We start from the raw sequence: 20,956 nt of genomic DNA on the forward strand, positions 1-20,956 counted from the left end.
CGCGTGAGCCGCCCGGCCGGGGAAAGATGGACCCATGGGATTCCATGTCGACTCCGAGGCCGGGCGGCTGCGCCGCGTCATACTGCACCGCCCCGATCTGGAGCTCAAGCGGCTGACTCCGAGCAACAAGGACGCACTGCTCTTCGACGACGTGCTGTGGGTGCGCAGGGCCCGCCAGGAGCACGACGGCTTCGCGGACGTGCTGCGCGACCGGGGCGTGGCGGTGCACCTCTTCGGCGACCTGCTGAAAGAGACCCTGGACGTGCCCGAGGCCCGCCTGCTCATCCTGGACCGCGTCTTCGACGAGAAGGAGTACGGCCCTCTGGCCACCGACCACCTGCGGATCGCGTTCGAGACGCTGCCGTCGGTGGAGCTGGCCGAGGCGCTGGTGGGCGGCATGACCAAACGGGAGTTCCTGGAGGCCCACCCCGAGCCGACCTCCGTGCGCTTCCACTGCATGGACCTGGACGACTTCCTGCTCGGCCCACTGCCCAACCACCTCTTCACGCGTGACACGTCGGCCTGGATCTACGACGGCGTCTCCATCAACGCGATGCGCTGGCCCGCCCGGCAGCGCGAGACCGTGCACTTCGAGGCGATCTACCGGTACCACCCGCTGTTCCGCGGCGAGCACTTCAACGTCTGGTCGCAGGGCCAGGCGGACTACCCCTCGACCATCGAGGGCGGCGACGTCCTCGTCATCGGCAAGGGCGCGGTGCTCATCGGCATGAGCGAGCGCACCACGCCGCAGGCCGTCGAGATGCTCGCCCACAAGCTGTTCGCGGCGGGCTCCGCGCAGACCATCGTGGCGCTCGACATGCCGAAGCGGCGCGCGTTCATGCACCTCGACACGGTCATGACGATGGTCGACGGCGACACCTTCACGCAGTACGCGGGCCTTGGCATGCTCCGCTCCTACACCATCGAACCCGGCGTCGGCGACCGGGAGTTGAAGGTCACCGACCACCCGCCGGAGAACATGCACCGGGCGATCGCCGCCGCGCTCGGACTGGACACGATCCGGGTGCTCACCGCCACCCAGGACGTGCACGCGGCCGAGCGGGAGCAGTGGGACGACGGCTGCAACGTCCTCGCGGTCGAGCCGGGCGTCGTGCTGGCGTACGAGCGGAACGCGACGACCAACACCTATCTGCGCAAGCAGGGCCTCGAGGTGATCGAGATCCTGGGGAGCGAGCTGGGGCGCGGCCGGGGCGGGCCGCGGTGCATGAGCTGCCCCGTGACGCGGGACCCGGTGCCGGGGGCGTAGGGGCACCTTCGGCCCCGCTACTCCCCGGTGCCGTGGTCGCGGGAGAGCAGTTGCAGGGCGCGCAGCGAGGCCTCCAGGGCGAAGCGGTGATCGGGGTCGGCGAGGCGGTCGCCCAGCAGGACGTCCAGGTTCCGCAGGCGGTAGCGCACGGTCTGCGCGTGTACGCCCAGCAGCTCGCCGACCTGCTCCGCCGGCGCGCGCGTGGAGACGTGCACCCGCAGGGTCTCGACGAGCCGGTCGCGGCGGCTGGCCGGCAGGTGGTCGATCGGCGCCAGCTCCCCGGCCGCGAGGTGTTTCACCAGAGCCGGGTCGGACAGCAGCCACAGCGTCACGAGATGGTCTTCGCAGCGGACCAGGGGAGCGTCGGCCACCACACCCTCGTCGATCAGCTGGAGCACACGGCGCGCCCAGCGGATGGAGTCGGCCGCCTCGACCGGCGGCACGGTCAGGCCCACCGCGCCGCGGGCGCCCGCCAGCGCCGAGTCGAGCGTCGCCAGGCGTTCCGGGGTGAGGGCCCCGGGCACCAGCAGGTGCGGCTGCGGGGTGTCCAGGTCGCACAGGACGTCGTCGGCGAGACCCGCCTCCAGGTGCCCCGGGACCGGTGAGCGCAGGGCGACCATGGTGACCTCGGCGGGCAGGCGCCAGGCGGCGGCCTCACAGAGCCCGGGGAGCTCCTGGGGCAGCGGGGGAGCGGCGAGGATGAGGTGCAGCAGTCGTCTGCGCCGCACCGGAACCTCGGAGAAGGCCCGCGCCCGCACCTCGGCGTAGCCCTCGCGGGAGATCTGCTCCAGTTCGTCGACGTAGGCGAACAGGGCGTCGGCGAAGGCGAGGATGAGGGTGGGGGAGAGCCGGTACTGCTGGCCCAAGGCCTTGGCGCGGCGCAGCGCGACGCGGGCGCCGAGCCGGTACGCCCCCTGGAGGGTCTCCATCGCGCGTCCCTCGTAGGCTTCCACGCGGCCGAACTCGCGCAGCAGTTCGTCGCGGAGCACGACGTTCTTGCCGGGGTCGGCGACGCGGTCCACGAAGACGGACAGGGCCTGCTCGACACCCTGCCGGATGGGCTCGGCGTGGGGGCCGTTGAGCAGCCGCCCGTACACCGGATAGGCCCGCGTGACCTCGGCGCCGATCTGCTTCATGAGGCCGGGTAACTCCGGTCTCATGTAGGCGGCGAGCTCCTTGGGGAGAGGCCCCAGAGGTTCACCGCCTTCAATCGGTGGCGTGGATGAAGGCATGAGTGCCGTCCCTTGCTCTTCGGTGCCCACGATGCACCGGTCGTGTGCCCCGCTCCTGCACGGGCGGGGCGCACGACCGGACCTGAGGTGCCACGTGTCTGGGCTGCTGAAGCTAAGACAAGTTCGGTGGGACGTACACAGTCCGTGCACATTTCGGTGCGGTGGGGCGTGGTATAGCTGCCGGGACGGCTGAGAATCGCCGTCGCGCGGCCATCAGCCGACGGCGGAGTGCCAGTTCTCCGCGAGGCGCCTGCCCGCGTCGGGGGCGAAGGTGCCGGGGGCGGTCAGGCCGGCGAGGTGGGTCTGGGCGTTGTTGAGCGTCAGGGTGTTCTTCCCGGCGGCGGAGGGCAGTCCGGTCTTGGCGTTGACCGCCGCGTCGATCAGGCCGAGCAGGCCGAGACCGCAGCCACTGGCGCCCGGCACGGCGAAGGTGCTGTCGTTCTGCGCGGCCCCGGTGAGGTTGACGCGGCTCATCTCGCCGTCCTCGGCGATGGTGCCGTCACCGCGGAAGAACGACATGCCGAACTCGGGGAACTGCAGGTTCTCTGGCCGCAGAACGACGGGCTTGGCGGCGGTGCCGATGTAGCACTTGCTGCCGAGGAACGGGTTCTTCAGGTGGATGCGGACCGGTATGGCGACGATCGGCTTGTCGGTGACGATGCCGGCGGTCTGGTCGAAGTCGTAGGGCGTGCCCACGGACTCCACCGTCGCCGTGATCTTGTTGAGGGTGCTGTCGCTGAGCTGCTCGCAGATGTCCGAGATCGCGGGGATGTCGCTCGGGCACATCAGCCCGAGCAGGCCGCCGGGGACGGTCGCGGAGTCGGCGATGAGGGCACCGCCGGGCGGGGCCACCACGGAGCTGGTCCCGTCGGCGTTCTGCACGACCCCGATCTGGAGGTTGGTCCGGCCCGTGGGCACTGTGGTTTTGCCCAGTTTGATGGAGCCGTTCGGCGAGGTGGAGACCACGCACTGGGGGGTGCGGTCCAGGCCGTCGGCGGCCAGCATCGCCGGGGCGTCCACGGGACAGCGGGTGAAGGGCGCCCACTCGCCGTTCGGCACGGCGGCGGCCGCGGTGGCGGTGCCCATGGAGGCGACTACGCCGAGCGCGGTGCCGAGGACGGTGGCGGTGGTGGCGGCGGTGGTGGCGGCTGTGGCGCGGAGGGAGAACCGCATCATGGGGCCTTCCTGGTCAGGGGAGAGGGGAGAGGGGAGGGGAGAGGGTGGAGGGGGTGAAGGGTGTGGCGAGGGGGTCACCGTTCGGCGACGGGGACCTTGCGGGGCTGGGCGTCGTCGGTGCACTCGTCGGGGTTGAGCACATCGGCCGAGACGAAGCAGGTCTGCCCCTGGATCTGCTTGACGTAGTTGCCGGAACCGGACACCGAGGCCGTGAGCAGGCGGTCGAGGTCCTCACCGTCGGCGGTGCCGCAGCCCGTGAAGGCGGGGATGGTGACCTTGCCGGTCAGCGGACCGCCGGACAGCAGCAGATAGCCGGTGGCGGGCTCGCCGGTGGTCTGTTCGCCCCGGCCGTGCAGGACCAGGTGGTCACCGGGGTACTTCGCCGGTTCCGGCTCCGGGGAGGCGAGGGAGGTCTTGGTCCGGCAGTTCGCCCCGACGTCCAGCGGGGTGCCGTTGACCTCCAGCTTCGTCACCCGGAGCACGAGCGGCGCCCGGACGTGGGTGTCCGTGCTGGTGAACACGAAGTCGGTGGTGCCGTGCGAGTCGATGGTCATCGGGCCCGTCTGCTCCAGCACCATCGTGGCCGTCGTGGGAGTGAAGTCGAAGGTCAGGAAGGTCGCCTCGAAGGGCGGGGTCTGCTTGCGCTGCCGGTGGTAGAGGTCGGCGGTGGAGTGCTGGGTGATCCAGGCGCCGCTGTAGTCCGGGAAGAACTCGAACTGGGGCTCGCCCTGGGTGATGAGCGTGCAGAACGGCGGGATCAGCGCGGCGCCATCGAGCTTGTTCACGTTGGAGTAGCCGGTGATGTAGGCGTTGAGCGACATCGGCCCGGCCGGGTATCTCTCGTCGTACTTGCAGGTCGGCGCCGTCGCCTTGGCGGCGGCACCGCCCTGGCCGGGTTCGGTGACCTTCGGGGCGCGCTCGCCCTGCCGGCCCGGCGGGCCCTCCTCGGGCTGCCCCGGTGCGCCGGAGGCGGACGGCACGCCGGAGGGCGATCCTGACGGTGATCCGGAGGGCGGTCCGCCGGGGCCGTCCGTGCCGCCGTCGTCGTCCGCGCCGACCAGGACGCCGACCAGCCGGCCCCCGTCCGGGACGTCCTCGGCGAGGGCGCAGTCGACGGTCACCTCGGCGGGGTCGGGGGCGCCGCCGTCGGCGGTGGTCAGGGTGAAGTCCAGGCTGAAGTCGCCCGCCGTCATGGACAGTTCGCCCGCACCACGCCCGGTGACCGAGGGGACGTCTCCCGTCGCGGTCAGGGTCAGCGGCCCCTCCGCGGGCAGGGCCGCGGGTTCCGTGCTGCCGTGCCAGGTCGCCTCGGCGGTGGCCTCGTCCTGTGTGACGCCGACCTCGAGCCGGGTCGCCGCGCGCACGCCGGCCGCACCGAGCGCCGCGAGGTCCGCGACCGCCGGCTTCGGCAGCTCGACGGTCGTGGTCACGTCCGCGGGTTCGATCGGCTCACCGGCCGCCACCCGCTCGGGGAAGGCCGCCGAGATCCGTACCGCCGCGGAGTGCTCTCCGGAGGGGAACAGGCATACGTAGGGCAGCGCGACGTCGATCTGCTGCGTACCGGACGCCCCGGCCGCCGCGGGCACGGTGGCGGCCAGCACGACGAACGCGGCGATCGCCGCGCCGCGCGCACGGCTGCGGACCGCCCGTCGGGCAGCGGTGCGGGGGCCTGTCATCTGTCACTCCGCTCGGATCGTCCTGGGGTCGGATGGCCGACGGCGGCGGCCGCGTGCGGGCGGCCCGCACGCCCGGCCGGGACCACCGGCCGGGCGTACGGCGAGCCGCGTTCCGCTCACGGCTCCGCTCTCACGGCTCCGCTCTCACGGCTCCGCTCTCACGGCTCCGCTCACGGGTTGGATCCGACGATCTTCGGGATGGTGTTCGTGCCCGTGACCTTGACCGCGTAGTTGCCCTTGAAGGTGGGCTTGGTGGCGGTGGTGACCACGGTGCCGCAGCCGGAGGCCGAGGTGACGGCCAGGTCGCCGCTGACGCTGGTGACCGCGAGGATGCCGGTGGAGTTGGTGTAGGTGCCGGTGGCCTTGCCCTGCACGGTGAACACGCAGGCGCCGGCGGTCACCTTCGCGTTGACGTTGCCGATGTGGCCCTTCGTCACACCGGACGAGGCGGTGTAGTCCTGGGCGACGACGGTCCAGGGCGTGGTCGCGATGGTCGTGACGTTGCCGAGGACGCTGGTGCACGGTGAGGCGCTGGTGCCGAAGTTGATGGCGTTGATGTTGCCCACCGTCGCGGGGTTGCCGGTGGCGCCGGCCATCGTGCCCGAGGCGCTGGACGTCGTACACGTCATCGGGATGTTGGCGGTCAGCACGATGTTCCCGCTGTTGGCCGCCGAGAAGTTGGCCGGCGACGGTGTGACGGTCCAGATCGTGGAGGGGACGGCCGATGCGGGGGCGACGGCCATGACGAAGGCGGCGGTACCCGCGCCCGTCACGACGGCGATTCTTGTCAGGGACTTCTTCATGACGTGGGGACTCCCTTGTGGTTTGACCGGCAGAAGGGGAGCGCGCCCGTACTCATGGAGCGGAAGAACGGGCGGTACGCGGCTCGGAATTCCTCGGCCGCGACCCACGACGTTACTTGCGGGAAACTTAGGCGAACAATGGGATCGGCCAAGATTCTTTCGGTGAGTGGAAATGCCTGTTCCCCGGGTGAGCAGTCCGGGCCCCCGCTTAGTCATCCGTTGCTAAGAAAGGCATCGGTGCTTGCCGGGGCCTGTGCTGCTCACCGAGTGACAAAGCGGAGGCGGGCACTTGTCGCCGCGGTGACAAAGAGGCGGTGGCTGAACTCAAACCTTGGGGAAATTCGGATCCTTCTCTTGCCCCGCCAGGTTACTCAGCCGTAGCGTGCCGGACCAGGCGCTGATCTCCTGGTGGGAACCCCTGCCGAGGAGGCGTCCCGGACGACTTTCCGGCCCTGCCCTCCTACAGGGGCGGACAGCCGTCCGACGGCAGGGCCGTGCGGCGCCGCGCCCCCCTCGGGAGCCGCGCGGCCCTGCCCCGAACCCCGCACACGGACTCGACCGCAGGCACCCACTTTGGAGGCGATATGGGAATCGAAGTGGTGGTCGAGGGCCTCACCAAATCATTCGGCACGCAGCGGATCTGGCAGGACGTGAGTCTCACCCTGCCAGCCGGAGAGGTCAGCGTCATGCTCGGCCCGTCCGGCACCGGAAAGACCGTTTTCCTCAAATCGCTCATCGGGCTGCTGAAGCCGGAGCGCGGCCGTGTCCTCATCGATGGCGTCGACATGGTGAACAGCCCGGAACGGGATATCTACGAGACCCGCAAAAAATTTGGGCTCATGTTCCAGGACGGTGCTCTTTTCGGTTCCATGTCCCTCTTCGACAACATCGCCTTTCCGCTGCGCGAGCACACGCGGAAGAAGGAGTCGGAGATCCGCCGCATCGTCATGGAGCGGATCGACGTCGTCGGACTGCTGGGCGCCGAGGGCAAATTGCCCGGGGAGATCAGCGGCGGCATGCGCAAGCGGGCCGGGCTCGCCCGCGCACTCGTGCTCGACCCGCAGATCATCCTGTGCGACGAACCCGACTCCGGGCTCGATCCCGTCCGTACGGCCTACCTCTCCCAGCTGCTGATCGACCTGAACGCGCAGATCGACGCGACGATGCTGATCGTCACCCACAATCTCGACATCGCCGCCACGGTTCCCGACAACATGGGCATGCTCTTCCGGCGCGAACTGGTCACCTTCGGCCCGCGCGAGGTGCTTCTGACCAGTGAGGAACCGGTCGTGGCGCAGTTCCTGTCCGGCCGCCGCGAAGGTCCGATCGGGATGTCGGAGGAGAAGGACGCCGCCACCCTCGCCGCCGAGGCCGCGGGGGCGCGGGGCGCCGACGCCCCGCGGGAGATCATCCCGCAACTGGAGCCGTCCCCCGGACTTCCGCCGCGCCGCGCCGTCACCCGGCGCAAGGAGCGGGTCCTCGGCATGCTCGACCGCCTGCCGCCCGCGGCCCGCACCGCCATCACCCATACGTACGCCGTCCATGTGACGGGCGGCGCGCCCGGCACCTCCGGTGGGACCGGCACCTCCGGTGGGCCCGGCGCGTCCAGCGTGTCCGGCGCCTCGGCCGCGCCCGGCACCCCCACCCTCCCGACGCGGGCCAACGGGAGTGGGGCGTGATCGCCGGTGCCCTGCGGCAGACCGGGCGGCTGTTCGCGCTCGCCGTCGAGGTGGCGCGGGCGATCTTCCGGCGGCCGTTCCAGTTCCGGGAGTTCGTGGAGCAGTTCTGGTTCATCGCCGGGGTGACCATCCTGCCCGCCGCCCTGGTCGCGATCCCGTTCGGCGCCGTGATCGCCCTCCAGGTCGGCTCGCTCACCCAGCAGCTCGGCGCCCAGTCCTTCACCGGCGGCGCCAGCGTGCTGGCCGTCGTACAGCAGGCGAGCCCGCTGATCGTCGCCCTGCTCATCGCGGGCGCGGCCGGCTCCGCGATCTGCGCCGACCTCGGCTCGCGCACCATCCGCGAGGAACTGGACGCCATGGAGGTCATGGGCGTATCGCCCGTGCAACGCCTGGTGGTACCCCGCGTCCTGGCCACCATGGGCGTCGCGGTCCTGCTCAACGGCCTGGTCTCCGTGGTCGGCATCCTCGGGGGCTACGCCTTCAACGTCTTCCTCCAGGGCGGCACCCCCGGCGCCTACCTCTCCAGCTTCTCCGCCCTCGCCCAGCTCTCCGACCTCTACATCAGCGAACTCAAGGCCCTGGTCTTCGGGTTCATCGCGGGCGTCGTCGCCGCCTACCGCGGCCTGAACCCGCGCGGCGGCCCCAAGGGCGTCGGCGACGCCGTCAACCAGTCCGTCGTCATCACCTTCCTGCTGCTCTTCTTCGTCAACATGGTGATGACGGGCGTCTACCTCCAACTCGTGCCGCCGAAGGGAGGCTGAGTCCCGTGGCTTCCCCGCTCGCCTGGCTGGACCGCTCCGGCGACCAACTCCTGTTCTACGTACGCTCCCTGCTCTGGATCCCCCGCACCCTGCGCCGCTACCTCAAAGAGGTGCAGCGCCTCCTCGCCGAGGTCGCCTTCGGCACCGGCGGACTCGGGGTCATCGGCGGCACCATCGGCGTGATGATCGCGATGACCCTGTTCACGGGGACCGTGGTGGGCCTTCAGGGATACGCGGCCCTCGACCAGATCGGCACCGCCGCCTTCACCGGGTTCGTCTCCGCGTACTTCAACACCCGTGAGATCGCCCCGCTGGTCGCCGGGCTCGCCCTCTCCGCGACCGTCGGCGCCGGCTTCACCGCCCAGCTCGGCGCCATGCGCATCAACGAGGAGGTCGACGCCCTCGAAGGCATGGGCATCCGCTCCCTGCCCTACCTGGTCACCACCCGCATCATCGCCGGCGTCGTCGCCATCATCCCCCTCTACACGATCGGGCTGCTCTCCTCCTACCTGGCATCCCGCTACGTCACGGTCCTCTTCAACGGCCAGTCCCGGGGAACGTACGACCACTACTTCAATCTCTTCCTCTCCCCCACGGACGTGCTGCTCTCCGTCCTGAAGGTGCTCATCTTCAGCGTGATGGTGATCGTCGCCCACTGCTACTACGGCTACCGCGCCTCCGGCGGCCCGGCCGGAGTGGGCGTCGCCGTCGGCCGGTCGGTGCGCAACGCCATCGTGCTGATCAGCGTCACCGACTTCTTCCTGTCGCTGGCCCTGTGGGGCGCCACCACGACCGTGAAGGTGGCGGGCTGACATGGTCGCGGTGAACCTGGCGCGGGGCGCGACCGTGCGCCGCCGGCTCGCCGGAGTGGTCTTCCTGGTGGTCCCCGCCCTGCTGGTGTGGCTCGCGGTCGCCGTCTACGACAAGCGGTTCACCGACTCCGCCCCGGTGGTCGTGGAGACCGGCAGCGTCGGCAACGAGATGCACCTGGGCGCCGAGGTGAAACTGCGCGGCGTCGTCGTCGGCGAGGTCCGCGAGATCGACGCCACCGACGACGGCGCCCGGCTCACCCTCGCCCTGCGCCCCAATACCCTCGCCCGGATACCCGCCGACGTACGCGCCCAGATGCTGCCCACCACCCTGTTCGGCGAACGCTTCGTCGCGCTGGTGCCGCCCGCGTCGCCGTCCGCGCGACCGCTGGCCGCGGGTGCCGTCATCCCGCAGGACCGCTCCGCGAACGCCGTCGAACTCCAGCAGGTCCTCGACGACGTGCTGCCCATGCTGACCGCCGTCCAGCCACAGAAGCTGTCCGCCACCCTCTCCGCCGTCGCCCAGGCCCTGGAGGGACGCGGCGACCGGCTCGGGGACACCCTCACCCTCCTCGACTCCCACCTGCGGAAGTTCAACCCCCGACTGCCCACACTGAACCGCGACTTGAAGCACCTCGTGAAGGTCAGCCATGTCTACGCCGACGCCGCCCCCGACATCCTCACGGCCCTCACCGACTTCACCACCACCAGCGGCACCCTGGCCGAGAAGGAGAGCGAACTGGCCGGCACCTTCGGCGCCACCACCAGGACGGCCGAGGACCTGACCGCCTTCCTGCGGCAGAACGAGGACAACATCATCCGGCTCTCCGCCTCCTCCCGGCCCACCCTGGAACTGCTCGCCGAGTACTCCTCGGCCTTCCCCTGCACCCTGCGCACCCTCGCCGACTCCGTGCCGGCCATGGACAAGGCCCTCGGCAAGGGCACCGACCGGCCCGGCCTGCGGGTCGACGTCACCACCGTGCCCTCCCGAGGCGCCTACCGCCCCGGCCGCGACACCCCTTCGTACGACGCGGACGGCGGCCCCCGCTGCTACCCCGTGCCCTACCTCGGCGTCGCCGCGAAACCGGCCGTGCGGGCCCCCGCGGGGGCCGGGCAGGACCTCGGCCCCGCCAACTCCCCACAGGAGAACGACCTCGTCAACGAACTCCTCGCACCGGCCGCAGGCAAGGCCGCCGCCGACCTCCCCGAGTGGAGCACCCTGCTCGCGGGCCCGGCACTGCGCGGCACGGAGGTGACCCTGCGATGATGCTCCGGCGCACCGCCGACACCCGGCACACCGCCCCCACCCGGCGCCGTCCGCTGACCGGCCCGGTGCTCAAGTCCCTCGCCTTCCTGGTGGTCACCGCGCTGGCCACGGCCGTCCTCGGGCTGAGCGTCTCCGGCACCGGCGTCGGCGACGACAGCCTCTCCTACAAGGCGCTGTTCACCGACGCCACCGGAGTCACCGACGGCGACAGCGTCCGCATCTCCGGGGTCGAGGTCGGCCGGGTCACCGACGTCCGCGTCGTCGGCCGGCGCACCGCCCAGGTCACCTTCACCGTCCGCGACGACCGCACCCTGCCCGCGTCGACCACCGCCGCCGTGAAGTACCTCAACATGGTCGGGCAGCGCTACATCGCCCTGGACCGGGGCAGCGGCGGCATCGCCGGCGCACTCGACGCCGGCGACACCATCCCGCTCGGCCGGACCGCCCCCGCGCTGGACCTGACCCTGCTCTTCAACGGCTTCAAGCCGCTCTTCGAGGGCCTCTCCCCGAAGGACGTCAACGAACTCGCCGGCTCCATCGTGCAGGTCCTCCAGGGCGAGGGCGGCACCGTCGACAGCCTCATCCGGCACGTCGGCTCCCTCAGTACGACGGTCGCCGCCAAGGACAAGGTCATCGGCAAGGTGGTCAAGAACCTCAACACCGTCCTGACCACTCTCAACGACCGCGAGGCCGACTTCGACGGCCTCGTGGACACCCTCCAGAAACTCGTCACCGGCTTCAACGCCGACCGCAAGCCCCTCGGCAAGGCCGTCACGGCCATGGGCGACCTGACCACCGTGACCGCCGACCTCATCGACGAGGGACGCGCCCCCCTGAAGAAGGACATCCGCCAGTTGGGCCGCCTCTCGGACAACCTCGGCGACGCCACCCCGCAGATCGAGGACTTCCTTGAGCGGACCCCCGCCAAGCTGACCGCCCTGGGCCGCCTGTCCTCCTACGGCTCCTGGTTCAACCTCTACCTCTGCGAGGCCCGCGTGGACGGCGTGACCACCTCCACCGGCGCCGAGCCGCCCACCGGCATCGCGGTCACCGAAGCGAGGTGCGGCGCATGACCCTGCTGCTGCGGCCCGAACGCCACGACACCCCCGCTCCCGCGCCCCGCCGCTTCCGCCCGCCGCGCCTGAAGCCGGTCAAGGACCGCGACCCGGTCGCCGTGGCCCTCGTGGGGCTGCTCCTGCTGGCGCTGCTCACCGCCTTCGCCTACAACGCCGACCGGCTGCCCCTCACCGGCGGCGGCACCACCTACAGCGCCGACTTCACCGAGGCGGCGGGCCTGGACGAGGGCGACGAGGTGCGCGTCGCGGGCGTCAAGGTCGGCGAGGTCACCGGCGTGAGCCTCGACAGGGACCGGGTGAAGGTCACCTTCGAGGTCGAGAAGGCCTGGATCGGCGACCGGACCACCGCCGCCATCGCCATCAAGACCCTGCTCGGCGACAAGTACCTGGCGCTCGATCCGCTCGGCACGGGGGAGCAGGACCCCGGCGACCGCATCCCGCGGACGCGGACCACCTCACCGTACGACGTCACCCAGGCGTTCCAGGACCTCGGTTCCACCGCCGGTGCCATCGACACCGAGCAGCTCGCCAAGAGCTTCGAGACGATCTCGGACACCTTCGAGAACTCGCCGCCGCACGTCCGCAAGGCCGCCACCGGACTGTCGGACCTGTCGCGTTCGGTCTCCAAGCGCGACCGCGAACTGTCCGAACTCCTCAAGGGCAGCGCCAAGTTCACCAAGACGCTGAAGGAGAAGAAGTCCAGCTTCGAGACCCTCATCCAGGACGCGGGCCCGCTGCTCGGCGAACTCCAGGACCGGCGCAAGGCCATCACCGCTCTGCTGAAGGGCAGCCGCGCCCTCGGAACGGAACTGAGCGGCCTGGTGGACGACAACGAGAAGCAGCTCGGCCCCACCCTGAAGGCGCTCGGCCGCGTCACGACCGTCCTGAAGGAGAACAGCACCCGGCTCGACCGGACGCTCGCCCTGGTCGGCCCCTATTACCGGCTCGTCGGCAACACCCTCGGCAACGGCCGCTGGTTCGACAGCTATCTGTGCGGGGTGGTGCCCCGCGACTACCTGCCCGCGCGGTCCCAGCCCAAGACGTCGTGCATGCCGCCCAAGCAGTCGGCGGCGGCCCGGGGGAGCGGTGAACAATGAGCAAGCGCAGATTCCTCGTGGCGGCGCGCGGAAAGCTTCTCGCGGCGCGCGGCAAACGCCTTACGGCGCGCGGCATGCCTTTCGCCTCGCGCAGGAAACTCCTCGCGGCCGCGATCGCCCTCGCCGTGGTCGCCGCCGGACTCGTCACGGTGCGCGCCCTGGACTCCACCGGCACCCGCGTCACCGCCTACTTCGACCGTGCCGTCGGCATCTACGCCGGTTCCGACCTGCGCGTCCTCGGCGTCCGGGTCGGCGAGGTGGAGTCGGTCCACCCCCAGGGCACCCGCGTGCGGGTCGAGCTGGCGCTGGACGACGGCATACGCGTACCGAAGTCGGCGCGGGCCCTGGTGGTCGCGCCCAGCGTCGTCGCCGACCGCTACGTGCAGCTCACCCCGGCCTACCGGTCAGGGCCCGCCCTCGCCGACGGCGCCGTACTGCCCGCCTCCCGCAACCGCACCCCGGTCGAGATCGACCAGCTCTACGCCTCGATCACCGAGCTCAGCGAGGCGCTCGGGCCGGACGGGGCCAACTCCTCCGGGGCCCTGTCCAAGCTGCTGAGGACGGGTGCCGCCAACCTCGACGGCAACGGCGAGGCCATCGGCAGCGGCATCGAGGAGTTCGGCAAGGCAACCAAGACCCTCGACGGCTCCAGCGGCGACCTGTTCGCCACCCTCCGCAACCTCCAGACCTTCACCACCATGCTGAAGGACAAGGACACCGACGTACGCACGGCACAGGAGCGGCTGGACACCGTCGTCGGCTACTTCGCCGACAACAAGGACGACCTCGCGGGCGCGCTGAAGGAACTCGGCACCGCACTCGGCCAGGTGAAGACCTTCGTCAAGGACAACCGGGGCGAGCTGAGCAAGAACGTCGAACGGCTCGTCCCGATCACCCGGGCCCTGGCCCGCAACCGCACCTCGCTGGCCGAGGCCCTGGACGTCGCCCCGCTCGCCGCGGACAACCTGGTCGGCGCCTACGACACCGGCACCGGCAGGATCGACGGCCGCGCCAACCTCAACGAGATCAGCATGGGCGGCCCGCTGCTGCCGCTGCCGGTGACGGGCGGTACCGAGCCTTCCGGCTCACCCTCGCCCTCATCCACACCCTCGTCCTCACCCTCGGTCTCACCCACGAGGGAAGGCGCGCGGTGAAGCGCCTCGTACGACGGCGGGCGCTCACCACCGGAGCCGCCACCGGCGCCGGTCTCGGCGGACTGCTCGCCCTCGGCCTCGGCTTCGCGCTCGCCCTCGGCGCCTTCTCCGTTACCGCCCCCCGCTTCGACGGCATCGAGGACCTGCCCCTGCCGGGCGGCGCCGACCTCGGCCCGCACCCCTACACCGTCACCGCCGAACTGGCCGACGCCCTCAGTCTGGTGCCCCACGCCGCGGTCAAGGTCAACGACGTCGCCGTCGGCCGGGTCACCGCCGTACGCCTCGACGGCGACAAGTGGTCGGCCCGCGTCACGATGGAGATCAACGGCGACGTCCGGCTGCCCCGCGACGCGGGCGCCCGCCTGGAACAGTCGAGCCTGCTCGGCGAGAAGTACGTCAGTCTCATCGCGCCCGCCAAGTCGGCACGACCGGCGGCACGGCTCGGCGACGGCGCCGTCATCCCGCTCTCCCGCACCGGCCGCAACACCGAGGTCGAAGAGGTGTTCGGCGCGTTGTCCCTGCTGCTCAACGGTGGCGGCGTCAACCAGCTCAAGACCATCACACGGGAACTCAACAAGGCCCTCGGCGGACGCGAACCCGAGGTCCGCTCCATGCTGAAACGGGTCGAGGAACTCGTGGGGAACCTGGACGACCACCGCGGTGACATCACCGACGCCCTCGACGGCGTCAACCGGCTCGCCACGACCCTCGCCGGCCGCAAGGACGACGTACGCACCGTCCTGACCGGTCTCTCACCCGGCCTGAAGACCCTGGAGGAGCAGCGCGGCTCCCTGCTGACCATGCTGCGCTCCCTGGACAGGCTGTCCGGTGTCGCCGTCTCCACCGTCGAAGCGAGCAAGGACGACATGGTCGCCGACCTCAAGGCCCTCGCCCCCACCCTCAAGGCCCTCGCCGACGCGGGGACCGACCTGCCGGACTCCCTTCAAGTCCTGCTCACCTACCCGTTCACCGATGAGGTGCTGAACGGCGTCAAGGGCGACTACCTCAACGTCTACCTGAAGATGACCGCCGTCCCCGGCACCCAGGTGATCCCTCCTCTGGTGCCGCGCGGCACCCCTTCGCCCACCGCCGCGCCCAAGAAGCGGTCCGGCGCCAAGACCACGGCCTCGCCCTCGGCGCCGCTGCCCCTGCCGTCCGTACCACCGGAACCCACCCGAAGTCCCGAGGACGGAGGCACGCCAGGATGATCACCCTCGCCGTACGCCTGAAGAACCTCGCCTTCCTCGTCATCGCCGTCCTCGTCCTCGGCTTCCTCGGCATCCGTTACGCGGACCTCGGCCGCTACGTCGGCGTCGCCGACCACTACACGGTCAAGGTCGAACTCGCCCGGACGGGCGGGCTCTTCACCCACTCCGACGTCACCTACCGAGGTGTGTCGGTGGGCCGGGTCGGCCCGATCGAGCTGACCGAGGACGGGGTGGTCGCGGAGCTGCGCATCAAGAAGTCCGCCCCCCGCATCCCCGCCGACACGCGGGCCGTGGTGGCCGGACTCTCCGCGGTGGGCGAGCAGTACATCGACCTGCGGCCGGAGAGCGACACCGGCCCCCACCTCGCCGACGGCACCCGGATCGAACAGCCGGACACCGAGGTGCCCGTGCCCGTCACCGACGTCCTCACCAGCGTGAACGACCTCACCCGGTCCGTGCCGCTGAGGGAACTGCGCACGGTGGTCGACGAGTTCGGCAAGACCTTCGACGGGCACGGCGACGATCTGCGGGTGCTCCTCGACAGCGGCAGTGCCTTCATCGAGGCCGCCGACCGCGATCTGCCCTCGACCAGCCGCCTGCTCGTCGACGGCGAGACCGTGCTGCGCACCCAGGCCGAGGAGGCGAAGGCCATCCGCGGCTTCGCCGACGGTGCCACGGAACTCGCCCGCGCCCTCAAGGGTTCCGACACCGATCTACGCCGGCTCCTCACCGTCACGCCGGACGCCGCCACGCAGGTCAGCGGGTTGCTCCGGGACCTCGACCCCAGCCTCGGCGTGGTCCTCGCCAACCTGGTCACCACCTCCGAGATCGCCGTCACCCGGCAGCGCGGCGTCGAGGAACTCCTCGTGAAGTACCCGGCGGCCGTCTCGGCCGGTGCCACCGCCGTCGACGGAGGAAAGCTCCGGCTCGGCCTGGCCGTCACCTTCTTCAAGCCCCTGCCCTGCACCGACGGCTACGGCGGCACCCGGTACCGCACCGGCCTGGACCTCGGTACCGCCCCCGCCCTCAACACCGGCGCCGCCTGCACGGCACCGGCCGCGAGCGGGGTCAACGTACGAGGGTCCGCCAACGCCCCCCGGGGCGGAGCGCTGCCCGAACCGGCCAGGCCCGGCTCCCTGCCCTCGGGCAGCACGGGCAGCAAGGGCCGCACGGGCGGTACCGCTTCGGCGCCCGGCGCGCTGGCCCTCCCGGGCACGGGCGGCACCGGGGCGGCCGGGCTGCCGGGGCTGCTTGGCGCGGACCCGGAGGCGGGCCGATGAGGCGGACGCGGGCCGTCGCCGGGGCGGGACTGGTACTGGCACTGGCGTTCTGCGGCGCCGGGGCGTGGACGTACGCGCAGGCGCGGGGCGACGACTCCCTCGTGTACGGCCGTGAGCGCGACGAGGCGCTGGGCGACGGGCGCGAGCGGCTCGCCGTCCTCAACACCCTCGACGCCTCGTCCCGGCAGCGGGCGCGGGCGGGCATCGAGGACTGGCGTGCCGCCGCGACCGGTCCGCTGCGGCAGGAACTGGGCGCCACCGTCCCCAGAAAGGGTCCCTCGGCTCGGGGCACGGTCACCGAGGCCGCACTCACCGCCCTCGACACGCGCGCGGGCACCGCGAAGCTCGTCGCCACCGTGCGCGTCGAGGTCACGCCCACGGGGGCGAAGACGCCGACCACGGACCGCAAGCGTCTGGAGGCGGTCCTCGCCCGCACGGGCGAAGGCGAGTGGAAGGTCAAGGCACTGAGCGCGGTACCGCTCGCGCGGACGGCGAAGGAGGACGAGAGCCGATGACACCGCTACGGCACCTCGGACGCCCCCGGACCCCCACCGCCCCACCCGCGGGACGGGAAGAGGACGCCCCCCACCCCGGCGGCGGCACTGACGTCGCGTCCGGCCAAGAGGCGCCGCCTGTCGAGCCGGTGGACGGTCGCGGTGGCGGCCGGCGTTCGCGTGTCCTCGTCCGGCGCCTCGTCCCCGCGGTGTGCGCCACGCTGCTCGTCCTCGCAGGCGGTGGCTTCTTCCACGGCGCCCATCAGCTGAGGTCCGCCCCGTCCGCCGACAACCACGCGCTGACCGACGCCGAGGCGACCAGCCGCGTCGCCGGTGACGTCGGCAACGCCCTCGCGCGCGTCTTCTCGTACACACCGGGCGGTCTGGACGCCACCGAGCGTGCCGCGCGGTCCGTTCTCGCGGGGCGGGCGGAGCGCCAGTACACGGAGCTGATGGGCCGGATGCGCGCGGACCTCGCCGCGCAGCGCGTCACCCTCAGCACCCAGGCCGTACGTATCGGAGTGATCGAACTCGACGGTGACAGCGCACGGTTGCTCGTCTTCCTCGATCAGCTCTCGCACCGCGGAAAGGGCCGCACCACCTCCGCGGCGGCCCAGCTCACGGTGACCGCGCGATGGGAGGACGACCAGTGGCGAATCGTCGACATGAAGCCCCGCTGAGCGGGCGCGAGGAGAGGGGAAGACGGATGAGACGCGGGACCAGGGGACCGGCCGGGCTCGGGGCACCGCCGCTCACGGCCCTCGCCGTCGTCCTCGCCCTGACCGCGGCCGGCTTCGGCACATGGGCGGGCTGGGACTGGTACGCCGCGGCCCACGACGACACCGCGGGCTACGCCGAGCAGCGAGACGCGGCCCTCGCCGCCGGTGAACAGGCCGTCCAGAATCTCAACACTCTCGACCACCGCAGCATCAGCCGCGGCCTGGACCTCTGGGAGTCCTCAACCACCGGCGAGCTGCACGAGCAACTGGCCTCCGGGCGCGAGGAGTTCGCCGCCAAGGTGCGGACCGCGAAGACCGTGACCACGGCGAAGGTGCTCTCCGGCGCGCTCACCGAACTCGACGACCGGGCCGGCCGGGCCCGCGTCCTCGTCGCCCTGCGGGTGACGGTGAAAGCCCCCGGCGACGCGAGCACCGACAAGGACAGCCGCATGCTCGGCGAACTGACCCGCACCGACGGCCACTGGAAACTCAGCGCCCTGGGGCAGGCCCCGGTCGGCGGCACGTCGGCAGGCTGACCGGCCGACCGGCCGACCGGCCGCAGGAGAGGACGAACACGATGCCGACGACCCGCCATCACCTGAACAACGCACGCCGCCGCCAGGCCCGGGAGTCCCTCCACCCCCCGGTCACGAGCACCGTCGCCAAGGGGCGCGGGGAACCGCGTGACCAGCCGCGACCGACCCGTACGCGGCACACGACCCGCGACGGAACGGCGGCTCCCCGAAACCCTGGGCCCCCGCCCCGCCGCAGCCGCGCCCTCGTCATCCTCTGCCTGCTCACCCTCGTACTCGGCGGCTTCGCCGGCTGGGCGCACGCCCGCGCGGAGGCGATCCGCGACGCCCCGGCGGCACGCAACACCGCCCTGTCCGACACCGCCCGCACCAGCGAGATCAAGGGCCAGTCGACCAAGGCCGTCGGCGCGCTCTTCTCGTACGACCACGCCGACCGCGGCGCCCTCGACAAGGCCGCGAGCACGTGGCTCACGGGACGCGCCGTCGCCCAGCACCGGGACCTGCTCGGCGACATCCGCACGCGGGCCGACAAGCAGAAGGCGGTGATCACGACCACGGTCACCGACAGCGCGGTCGAGCGCATCGACGGCGACCGGGCGCGCGTCCTGGTCTACGCCGATCAGAGCAGCGTCAGCACGGCGGGCGACAAGAAGGCCGATGACGACGGCACCTACGCCGGGGCGATGTTCGCGGTCGACGTCGTGCGGCGCGACGGCCGTTGGCTCGTCTCGGCCATCGACACCTTCAGCCGCTGAAGGTGCCTGCCTCTTGCGACGGGGGCCGCGCCTGTCTCTTGCCGCCGGGGGGCCGTGCTCGCCCGTCACCGCCGGGAGGACGCGCCTGCGTCTTGCCGCCGGGGGGCGTGCCCGCCCGTCGTCACCGCTGGCCGTGCCTGCCCGTTGCCGCCGGGGGTCGTGCCTGCCCCTCACCACCAGGGAGACCCGCCCGCCCCCCCCCGCTCAAGGAAAAGCCGCCCTCGCCCCGGGAGAACCCGCACGCCCCTCACCACCAGGGAGTGAACCGACCATGCCCGAACACCGCGCCCCACGCCTGCCCGTCCGGACCCGGCAGGGCCTGCGGGCCACCGCCGTCGCCGTGGCCGCGGTGGCGGCGCTCACCGCCTCCCAGGCCCCCGGACTGCCGCAGAAGGAGGGTGTCCGCCCGGCCGCCGACGGCCCGCCCGCCCCGGCCGCGGACCTTCCGTACGCCGAACTCGCCCCGCCCCACGACGGTTCGTACCACACCGAACTCCCGCCCCTGGTGTCCCCGGACGCCCCGCCGCGCGCCACGCAGGCCGCCCCGGTACGTACCCAGTCCGGCATCCCCGGCACCGTGCTGCGCGCCTACCGTGCCGCGGAGCGGTCCGTCGGCCGCACGGACCCCGGCTGCGCGCTGCCCTGGGAACTGCTCGCCGCCATCGGCAAGGTGGAGTCCGGGCAGGCACGCGGCGGCGCGGTCGACCGGCACGGCACCACGCTCGGCCGGATCACCGGCCCGGCGCTCGACGGCCGGAACTTCGCCCTGATCCTGGACAGCGACGACGGCGTCCACGACGGCGACACGGTGTACGACCGGGCGGTGGGGCCGATGCAGTTCCTGCCGTCGACGTGGGCGCGCTGGGGCGCGGACGGCAACGGGGACGGCCGCGGCGACCCCGACAACATCTTCGACGCGGCGCTGGCCGCCGGGCACTACCTGTGCGCCGGGGACCGCGACCTGAGCCGGGCGGCCGACCTCGACCGGGCGGTCCTCAGCTACAACCACTCGCGGTCCTACCTGGAACTGGTCCGCCACTGGCTGGACTTCTACCGCAGGGGCGTGCACGCCGTCCCCGACGGCGAAGGCGTCATCCCGAAGTCTCCTGGAGCCGGGAGCGACGCCCCGGCGACGGAGCCGGCCGACGAGGGCGGCCGCGGCGGCAAGGGAGGTGACGGCGGCAAGGGAGGTGACGGTGACGGCGGCGTCATCATCGGCCCCGGCCCCGGCAGACCCGACACCCCGTCTCCCTCTCCGTCTCCCTCTTCCTCGCACCCGGTGCCGCCCTCGCCGTCGCCACGCCCGTCCCCGTCCGCGACGGACCCCGGCCCCGCCCCGTCCGGCTCTCCCACCCCCGGCCCCTCGCCGACGCCGACCCCCACCGACCCGCCCACGCCGAGCCCTGACCCGTCCACCCCGCAGGACTGCCCCTCCGACTCGGCGAGCCCCTCACCGGACGCGGCCGGAGCGGCGGCGGGACGGTGCGGACCGGCTCAGTGACCGTCCGCCCCACGGCGTGTGGGGAGGGTGAACCAGACGGCTTTGCCGGAGCCGGTGGGCCGGTGGCCGCAGGACGAGCTGAGGGTGCGGATCAGGAGCAGCCCGCGGCCGTGCTCCTGCCAGGGGTCCGGCGCGCCGGGCGAGTCCGGGGCGGTGAGGTCGCCGGGCGGCAGCGGGCTTGAGTCGTGCACCTCGACCTGGCAGCCGGTCGGCAGCAGCTCGATCACCAGCTCTATGGGGTCACGCCCCACGGTGTGCTCGACGGCGTTGGCGACCAGCTCCGCGGTGAGCAGTTCGGCTGTGTCGGTGTCGGCGGACGAGTCGATGTCGGTGAGCGCGGTGCGGACCAGGGCGCGCGCGACGGGCACGGCCGCCGCGGTGTGCGGCAGCGCGATGCGCCAGGAGGCGGGGGAGGCAGGCTCGTGCAAGGCGGGTCCGTTCGGGGCAGCAGGCGGTGCTGCGTTCAACC

Annotated in this window: 20 protein-coding genes; 15 read left to right on the plus strand and 5 right to left on the minus strand. The window is 72.0% G+C overall.

Annotation, left to right across the window (positions count from 1 at the left end; genetic code table 11):
• Positions 1-34 precede the first annotated feature (34 nt).
• The gene (locus ACF062_RS07815; protein WP_392136895.1) at positions 35-1,267 is read left to right on the plus strand and encodes an arginine deiminase; all 1,233 of its coding nucleotides are present in this window, start codon (positions 35-37) and stop codon (positions 1,265-1,267) included.
• A 17-nt stretch (positions 1,268-1,284) separates the two neighbouring features.
• Here ACF062_RS07815 and ACF062_RS07820 read toward each other — a convergent pair whose 3' ends face one another.
• The 4 genes from ACF062_RS07820 to ACF062_RS07835 form a co-directional block, all read right to left on the minus strand.
• Positions 1,285-2,499 (minus strand): helix-turn-helix domain-containing protein, encoded by a 1,215-nt coding sequence (locus ACF062_RS07820; RefSeq protein WP_392136896.1) that lies wholly within the window; start codon positions 2,497-2,499, stop codon positions 1,285-1,287.
• Between the two features lie 213 nt (positions 2,500-2,712).
• Positions 2,713-3,675: a hypothetical protein gene (locus ACF062_RS07825; RefSeq protein WP_392136897.1), complete on the minus strand. Its 963-nt coding sequence runs from the start codon at positions 3,673-3,675 to the stop codon at positions 2,713-2,715.
• 74 nt (positions 3,676-3,749) lie between these two features.
• Positions 3,750-5,351 (minus strand): DUF6801 domain-containing protein, encoded by a 1,602-nt coding sequence (locus ACF062_RS07830; protein WP_392136898.1) that lies wholly within the window; start codon positions 5,349-5,351, stop codon positions 3,750-3,752.
• Between the two features lie 170 nt (positions 5,352-5,521).
• Positions 5,522-6,154, minus strand: a complete 633-nt coding sequence (locus tag ACF062_RS07835; RefSeq protein WP_392136899.1) for a hypothetical protein — start codon at positions 6,152-6,154, stop codon at positions 5,522-5,524.
• A gap of 584 nt (positions 6,155-6,738) precedes the next feature.
• On the opposite strand from ACF062_RS07835, the gene ACF062_RS07840 reads away from it, so the two are divergent.
• The 14 genes from ACF062_RS07840 to ACF062_RS07905 all read left to right on the plus strand — a co-directional run bounded on the left by ACF062_RS07840 (position 6,739) and on the right by ACF062_RS07905 (position 20,487).
• Positions 6,739-7,833: an ABC transporter ATP-binding protein gene (locus ACF062_RS07840; RefSeq protein WP_392136900.1), complete on the plus strand. Its 1,095-nt coding sequence runs from the start codon at positions 6,739-6,741 to the stop codon at positions 7,831-7,833.
• A complete protein-coding gene (locus tag ACF062_RS07845) occupies positions 7,830-8,594 on the plus strand; it encodes an MlaE family ABC transporter permease (protein WP_392136901.1) in 765 nt (254 codons plus the stop codon). The genes ACF062_RS07840 and ACF062_RS07845 overlap by 4 nt, the downstream gene beginning before the upstream one ends.
• A 5-nt stretch (positions 8,595-8,599) precedes the next feature.
• Positions 8,600-9,406: an MlaE family ABC transporter permease gene (locus ACF062_RS07850; RefSeq protein WP_392136902.1), complete on the plus strand. Its 807-nt coding sequence runs from the start codon at positions 8,600-8,602 to the stop codon at positions 9,404-9,406.
• 1 nt (position 9,407) lies between these two features.
• Entirely contained in the window at positions 9,408-10,670 is a 1,263-nt protein-coding gene (locus ACF062_RS07855) for an MCE family protein (protein ID WP_392136903.1), read from the plus strand.
• Positions 10,667-11,743 carry an MCE family protein gene (locus ACF062_RS07860; RefSeq protein ID WP_392136904.1) on the plus strand — a complete coding sequence of 359 codons (1,077 nt, stop codon included), beginning with the start codon at positions 10,667-10,669 and terminating at the stop codon, positions 11,741-11,743. Before ACF062_RS07855 ends, ACF062_RS07860 begins: the two co-directional genes overlap by 4 nt.
• Complete coding sequence (locus ACF062_RS07865) at positions 11,740-12,843, plus strand: MCE family protein (RefSeq protein WP_392136905.1); 1,104 nt, start codon at positions 11,740-11,742, stop codon at positions 12,841-12,843. Before ACF062_RS07860 ends, ACF062_RS07865 begins: the two co-directional genes overlap by 4 nt.
• Positions 12,844-12,917: 74 nt before the next feature.
• Complete coding sequence (locus ACF062_RS07870; protein ID WP_392137678.1) at positions 12,918-13,997, plus strand: MCE family protein; 1,080 nt, start codon at positions 12,918-12,920, stop codon at positions 13,995-13,997.
• A complete protein-coding gene (locus tag ACF062_RS07875) occupies positions 13,994-15,205 on the plus strand; it encodes an MCE family protein (protein ID WP_392136906.1) in 1,212 nt (403 codons plus the stop codon). The genes ACF062_RS07870 and ACF062_RS07875 overlap by 4 nt, the downstream gene beginning before the upstream one ends.
• Positions 15,202-16,485 carry an MCE family protein gene (locus ACF062_RS07880; RefSeq protein WP_392136907.1) on the plus strand — a complete coding sequence of 428 codons (1,284 nt, stop codon included), beginning with the start codon at positions 15,202-15,204 and terminating at the stop codon, positions 16,483-16,485. The genes ACF062_RS07875 and ACF062_RS07880 overlap by 4 nt, the downstream gene beginning before the upstream one ends.
• Positions 16,482-17,000 carry a hypothetical protein gene (locus tag ACF062_RS07885; RefSeq protein ID WP_392136908.1) on the plus strand — a complete coding sequence of 173 codons (519 nt, stop codon included), beginning with the start codon at positions 16,482-16,484 and terminating at the stop codon, positions 16,998-17,000. The genes ACF062_RS07880 and ACF062_RS07885 overlap by 4 nt, the downstream gene beginning before the upstream one ends.
• Complete coding sequence (locus ACF062_RS07890) at positions 16,997-17,659, plus strand: hypothetical protein (RefSeq protein WP_392136909.1); 663 nt, start codon at positions 16,997-16,999, stop codon at positions 17,657-17,659. The genes ACF062_RS07885 and ACF062_RS07890 overlap by 4 nt, the downstream gene beginning before the upstream one ends.
• Positions 17,660-17,685: 26 nt before the next feature.
• A complete protein-coding gene (locus tag ACF062_RS07895; protein ID WP_392136910.1) occupies positions 17,686-18,234 on the plus strand; it encodes a hypothetical protein in 549 nt (182 codons plus the stop codon).
• 41 nt (positions 18,235-18,275) lie between these two features.
• Complete coding sequence (locus ACF062_RS07900) at positions 18,276-18,986, plus strand: hypothetical protein (protein ID WP_392136911.1); 711 nt, start codon at positions 18,276-18,278, stop codon at positions 18,984-18,986.
• A gap of 271 nt (positions 18,987-19,257) precedes the next feature.
• Positions 19,258-20,487 (plus strand): lytic transglycosylase domain-containing protein, encoded by a 1,230-nt coding sequence (locus ACF062_RS07905; protein ID WP_392136912.1) that lies wholly within the window; start codon positions 19,258-19,260, stop codon positions 20,485-20,487.
• On the opposite strand, the gene ACF062_RS07910 is transcribed toward ACF062_RS07905, so the two are convergent.
• Positions 20,481-20,915, minus strand: a complete 435-nt coding sequence (locus tag ACF062_RS07910; RefSeq protein WP_392136913.1) for an ATP-binding protein — start codon at positions 20,913-20,915, stop codon at positions 20,481-20,483. The genes ACF062_RS07905 and ACF062_RS07910 overlap by 7 nt on opposite strands.
• Between the last annotated feature and the right edge of the window lie 41 nt (positions 20,916-20,956).

It is taken from the genome of Streptomyces sp. NPDC015345 (genome assembly GCF_043078805.1).
Lineage (GTDB): Bacteria > Actinomycetota > Actinomycetes > Streptomycetales > Streptomycetaceae > Streptomyces.

What these genes read in the sequence shown, in the direction of transcription:
- ACF062_RS07905 (WP_392136912.1), top strand. Translation starts at nt 19,258, where the DNA reads ATGCCCGAACACCGCGCCCCACGCCTGCCCGTCCGGACCCGGCAGGGC.
- ACF062_RS07855 (WP_392136903.1), top strand. Translation starts at nt 9,408, where the DNA reads ATGGTCGCGGTGAACCTGGCGCGGGGCGCGACCGTGCGCCGCCGGCTC.
- ACF062_RS07895 (WP_392136910.1), top strand. Translation starts at nt 17,686, where the DNA reads ATGAGACGCGGGACCAGGGGACCGGCCGGGCTCGGGGCACCGCCGCTC.
- ACF062_RS07880 (WP_392136907.1), top strand. Translation starts at nt 15,202, where the DNA reads ATGATCACCCTCGCCGTACGCCTGAAGAACCTCGCCTTCCTCGTCATC.
- ACF062_RS07900 (WP_392136911.1), top strand. Translation starts at nt 18,276, where the DNA reads ATGCCGACGACCCGCCATCACCTGAACAACGCACGCCGCCGCCAGGCC.
- ACF062_RS07835 (WP_392136899.1), bottom strand. Translation starts at nt 6,154, where the DNA reads ATGAAGAAGTCCCTGACAAGAATCGCCGTCGTGACGGGCGCGGGTACC.
- ACF062_RS07860 (WP_392136904.1), top strand. Translation starts at nt 10,667, where the DNA reads ATGATGCTCCGGCGCACCGCCGACACCCGGCACACCGCCCCCACCCGG.
- ACF062_RS07890 (WP_392136909.1), top strand. Translation starts at nt 16,997, where the DNA reads ATGACACCGCTACGGCACCTCGGACGCCCCCGGACCCCCACCGCCCCA.
- ACF062_RS07830 (WP_392136898.1), bottom strand. Translation starts at nt 5,351, where the DNA reads ATGACAGGCCCCCGCACCGCTGCCCGACGGGCGGTCCGCAGCCGTGCG.
- ACF062_RS07865 (WP_392136905.1), top strand. Translation starts at nt 11,740, where the DNA reads ATGACCCTGCTGCTGCGGCCCGAACGCCACGACACCCCCGCTCCCGCG.
- ACF062_RS07840 (WP_392136900.1), top strand. Translation starts at nt 6,739, where the DNA reads ATGGGAATCGAAGTGGTGGTCGAGGGCCTCACCAAATCATTCGGCACG.
- ACF062_RS07815 (WP_392136895.1), top strand. Translation starts at nt 35, where the DNA reads ATGGGATTCCATGTCGACTCCGAGGCCGGGCGGCTGCGCCGCGTCATA.
- ACF062_RS07870 (WP_392137678.1), top strand. Translation starts at nt 12,918, where the DNA reads ATGCCTTTCGCCTCGCGCAGGAAACTCCTCGCGGCCGCGATCGCCCTC.
- ACF062_RS07820 (WP_392136896.1), bottom strand. Translation starts at nt 2,499, where the DNA reads ATGCCTTCATCCACGCCACCGATTGAAGGCGGTGAACCTCTGGGGCCT.
- ACF062_RS07885 (WP_392136908.1), top strand. Translation starts at nt 16,482, where the DNA reads ATGAGGCGGACGCGGGCCGTCGCCGGGGCGGGACTGGTACTGGCACTG.
- ACF062_RS07825 (WP_392136897.1), bottom strand. Translation starts at nt 3,675, where the DNA reads ATGATGCGGTTCTCCCTCCGCGCCACAGCCGCCACCACCGCCGCCACC.